Source organism: Micromonospora deserti (assembly GCF_003236335.1).
Lineage (GTDB): Bacteria > Actinomycetota > Actinomycetes > Mycobacteriales > Micromonosporaceae > Micromonospora > Micromonospora deserti.
The window spans coordinates 1-4,220 of sequence record NZ_POUB01000391.1 but is presented as its reverse complement, the minus strand read 5'-3'; the positions used below and the strand labels follow the sequence as shown (position 1 = coordinate 4,220).

General features: G+C 71.1%; 1 protein-coding gene and 1 pseudogene. One reads left to right on the top strand and one right to left on the bottom strand.

The window, feature by feature from the left end:
• Positions 1 to 157 (top strand): annotated as a pseudogene (locus tag C1I99_RS29850) (DUF3159 domain-containing protein); the annotation flags it as partial.
• 281 nt (positions 158 to 438) lie between these two features.
• On the opposite strand, the gene C1I99_RS29845 reads toward C1I99_RS29850, so the two are convergent.
• Positions 439 to 3,342 carry a glycoside hydrolase family 48 protein gene (locus C1I99_RS29845; RefSeq protein ID WP_111137517.1) on the bottom strand — a complete coding sequence of 968 codons (2,904 nt, stop codon included), beginning with the start codon at positions 3,340 to 3,342 and terminating at the stop codon, positions 439 to 441.
• Positions 3,343 to 4,220: the final 878 nt, after the last annotated feature.

The window sequence follows — 4,220 nt, the reverse complement described above, 5'->3', positions numbered from 1 at the left end:
GGTCGCGCTGACCGTCGCCCGGGTGGCGTTGACCTGGCCGCTGGTCGCGGCGGCGCTCGCGGTGAGCTGGGTGGCGGTGCGCCGGTCGCTACCGGCCGGCCATCCGGGGCTGCGCCACCCGGTCACGCCGGTGGCGGGGCGGGCGCCGGAGGAGTGAGGGAGAGGCCGCCACGGGGGGAGCGGCCTCTCCGGTGACGTACGTTACTCCGTCGGGGTCCCGCGTGTGATCCCGTGGCGGTCACTTTTTCGGGCTTTTTGCAGTGGTCGCATATCCGGGTGGTGGGGTGGGCCGGCCGATCCGCTGCGTCAACCGGATGGCCGGCCCACCCCGGCCTGACCGTGGGTGTCAGGCCGGGCGCCGACCGGGCGGGCAGGTTCCCCCGCCACCCGGTCGGCCTCCGGGGCGGACGGTCACGCCGCCCACCCGGAGCAGCCGGTTCAGCCGTTCGGGAACAGGCGGCCGTAGTCGGCGTACGCCATGGCGACGTCGGCCTGCGCCCAGAACCGGTGGTAGTTGAAGGTCGGCTCGGGGCCGCCGTTCAGGTACGCCTGGACCTTCGGCCAGGCCGGGTCGTTCTTGTAGAACGACCGGATGTCGACGAAGCTCTTACCCGCGGCGATGGCGTCGCCGTTGGCCATGGTGCCCGTCCAGCCCGGCGGGACGTACAGGCCCTGGCCGGTGGCGGCGTCGTAGACATCGTCGAAGCGCCGGTAGTCGCCGCGCTTCTCGGTGGTCGAGACGCCCTGGGTGTCGCTGGCCGCGTGCAGCGCGTCCAGCAGCCCCTTGGCCGTGTTCTTCGCCGCGGCGTTGCCGGACTTCGCGCCGTACGCGATGAGCGTCCGCGCGTACGCGGCGGCGACGCCGACGTCCTGGCCCTTGACCGTGACCTCGACGTGCAGGTTGGTGTTGGGCTGCGGGTTGCTCGGGTTCCAGGTGTTCGGCTGGCCGGTCCACCTCATGTCCGACGGGATCGACCAGTTGGCGCCGAGCGTGGTGTTGGCGATGGCCCAGGGCACCCACTTGTCCAGCAGTGCCTTGGCCCGGGCGTTGCCGGTCTGCAGGTACAGCTCGGCGATGCGCTGCATCGACCACGCCTGCATGCCGAACCACTGGTTGGACGGCGGGTCGTTGTAGACCGGGTCGACGTCGTAGTACATGCCATAGAAGGTCGACGTGCCGGCCGGCGGCTGACCGTAGTGGCCGCCCCAGCTGTTCGTCGCGCCGCCGGCGATGCCGCCCTCGGCGGACTGGAGCCAGGTGTAGAACTCCAGCTGCCGCTCGAAGCTCTTCGTCCAGTCGTCGACCGCGGTCGGCGACTTCGGCTTCAGCTCGGCCACATTGGTCAGTGCCCAGGCCGCGAAGGGGTTCTGGTAGCCGAAGTGGTTGTGGCTGGAGCCGATCCGCCAGGACCAGTTCTGGTTCGTCTCGTACGCGCCGCCCCAGGCGTAGTACCAGGACATCAGGTAGTGCGCCGAGTCCTTGCCGGTGCCGGCGGAGCAGGTGCTCGCACCGACGCAGTTACCGATCTTCTTGAAGTACTTGTCGAACATGGCGTAGCGCAGGTAGTCGCCCATCTTGGCGGCCTTGGCCACGGTGGCGGCCACGTCGGCCGCCTTGCCCTGCTCCTTGGCCCAGGTCAGCGCCCAGTACGCGGCCTGCACGGCCCGGGCGTCGGCGTCCGGCGCGTTGGTGTACTTCCACTGCTTGGCCGGGGCGTTGGACTCCTTGATGAACAGGTCCAGGTAGCCGTACTGGCCACCGTGCGCGAAGGTGTCGCAGGACGGCTGCGGCACGGTCTCCCAGACCGACTCCTGGGTGCCCCGCTGGAACGTGTTGATGTACGCCGGCCGGGTGGTGCCGTCGCCGCAGCGGCCGTAGCCGTAGACGTTGTCCACGTCGAGCAGCCAGTGCATGCCGTAGATGTCACCGGTGCCGTAGGCGGACTGCAGTTCGGCGCGGAGCGGGTCCTGACCGACCGGCACCGACGGCTCCAGAGCGGAGGGGTACTGGTTGGGCAGGTCGTGCTCGGCGGCGTACTGCGGGGTGCCGGCCGCACCGGCGGTGGGCTGGTCGGCGTGCGACGGGATGATGTACTTCTCCATCACCGTCCAGGCATTGTTGAACGGCGCCCAGTTCTGCGTCACCCGCCCGTACTGGGCCTCCAGCCACAGCCAGAAGCTGAACGCCTCGGAGGTGGTCTGGTGGCCGTGGTCGGGCGCCTCGACGATCAGCGTCTCGATGGAGTGGTAGGGCACGCCCTCCGGGCTGAAGTAGCCGGAGTTCTTAATCTTGCCGTACTGGGCCAGGAACCGCTCGATGTACTCGTTGTCGCCGCCGCCCGGGGTGTCGTTGTCGATCTCCGTGGCGGTGATCGCGAGGGGCGCGTAGCCGGTGGCCGAGGCGGTGAGGGTGGCGGTGCCGCCCATGGTGTCGGCGTCCTCCGCGGCCGCGACGGTCACGGCCACCCCGGTGTTCCAGTTGCTCGGGGTGAGGGTCACCGAGGCCGGCGAGACGGTGATGTCGGGGTCCCCGCTGCGGGTCAGCGACACCGGGACGTTGCCGGACGGCGCCGCGCTGAGCGTGAGCCTGACCGCGGAACTGCCGCCCTCGGCCACGCTCACCGCCGACGGGGTGGCCACCAGCACCGGCCCGGACGCCGGGGTCACGGTGAACGACCGCTCCGCGGTGGCGGTCAGGTTGGCGTTGTCGTACGCCTTGGCCTGCACGGTGTAGGAGCCGGCCGGCAGGTCTTCGAGGGTGTAGCCGTACGGGGCGGTGGTGTCGGTGTTGACCAGCAGGCCGTTGCGGTAGAACTCGACCTTGCTGATCGTCCCGTCCGGGTCGCTGGCGGTGGCGGTCAGCGGCACGTCGGCCGGGGCCTCGAACGGGCCGTTGGGCTCGCTGAGCGCGACGGTGGGTGGCTGCTGCGGCGCGCCGCCGCAGGTGACCCCGTTGACCGCGAAGGAGGTCGGCTTGGGGTTGCTTCCGCTGTGCGAGCCGTTGAAGCCGATGTTGGTGGTCGCGCCGGTGCCGAGGCTGCCGTTCCACGACTCGTTGGTGGCGGTGACCTGGTTGCCGCTCTGGCTCCACCGCGCCGACCAGCCCTGGGTCACCCGCTGGTCGCCGGGGAAGGCGAACGTCAGGGTCCACCCGTTGATCGGGTCGCCGAGGTTCCTGATGGTGATGTTCGCGGTGAAGCCGGTGTTCCAGTCGTTGGTCGCGTAGACCACGTCGCAGGCCGGGGCGGCCTGCGCGGCGCCGGCCGGCAGGGTGACCCCGCCGACGGCCAGCGCGGTGGCGGCGACCATCGCCAGCCGGCGACGTCTTGCCCGATCTCTCATGTGCGCGGTGTCTCCTCGGACCAGGCCGGGGGTGGGCCCCGGCGGGGCGCCTGTCCGCGTGCGGTGCGAGGCGCCCGAGGGATGGTGGTCGCCCCGGCCCGGTCGGGGAATGCGGCGGATCGCGCTGCGGTGTCGCAGGCCGTCCGCCGGTGGTGGGGTGCCGTGCCGGCTGTGCCGGATGCCCTCGGCGACCCGCTCACGCGAGCTGGCTCCGCGTCGCGGTCGGTCGACAGTCTGCCACGCTTGGAAGCGCTCCCACAAGCATTCCCCGCCACCGCAAGCAGCTAGATGTTTCGATCTCGTTTTGGGGCTTTCACAAACCGGTGACGAGCGTTACAGTCGCAAGCATCGTCAATGGGAGCGCTTCCATCGACAGAGTTCCAACTGGAAGATCGCCTGGGAACCCCGTCCGCCCGACGGAGGCCCGGCGGAACAAGCCCGAGGGCTGACGGCGGGCCAGCCCGGACGCCGCCGCCAGCCCATCATCCCGCCAACGTGGAGGGAGGTGGATCCTCAAGCCACTCGCGTGGCCCGGCTCCCGCGCGACACGCACGACAGGACGCCAATACCGCTCGTGCGTGTGCAGCAACGGTGGGGACGGGGGTTGCCCTCCCCCGTCCCCACACTAAACCCCCGTTCACGATGGGAAAAGAGGCCTACGGGACGGCTCCGTGACGCCGCCCGGCCGGCCTCGTCAGCTACCCCGCCCGGCCGGTCGACACTCCGGCGCCCGGCGACCTTCCGGCGTCCCGCGCGGCCGCCCCCGCCGACGCGCCGCCGCACCACACCGCTCGCGGTGCCCGCTACGCCGGCCGTAGCACCGGCGTCCCGCTGTCGCATCGCCACCACGGCGTACGCCACTCGCGCCATCCCCACCC

Excerpts from the sequence above, each read along its gene's own strand:
- C1I99_RS29845 (WP_111137517.1), bottom strand. The coding sequence starts at position 3,342 with ATGAGAGATCGGGCAAGACGTCGCCGGCTGGCGATGGTCGCCGCCACC.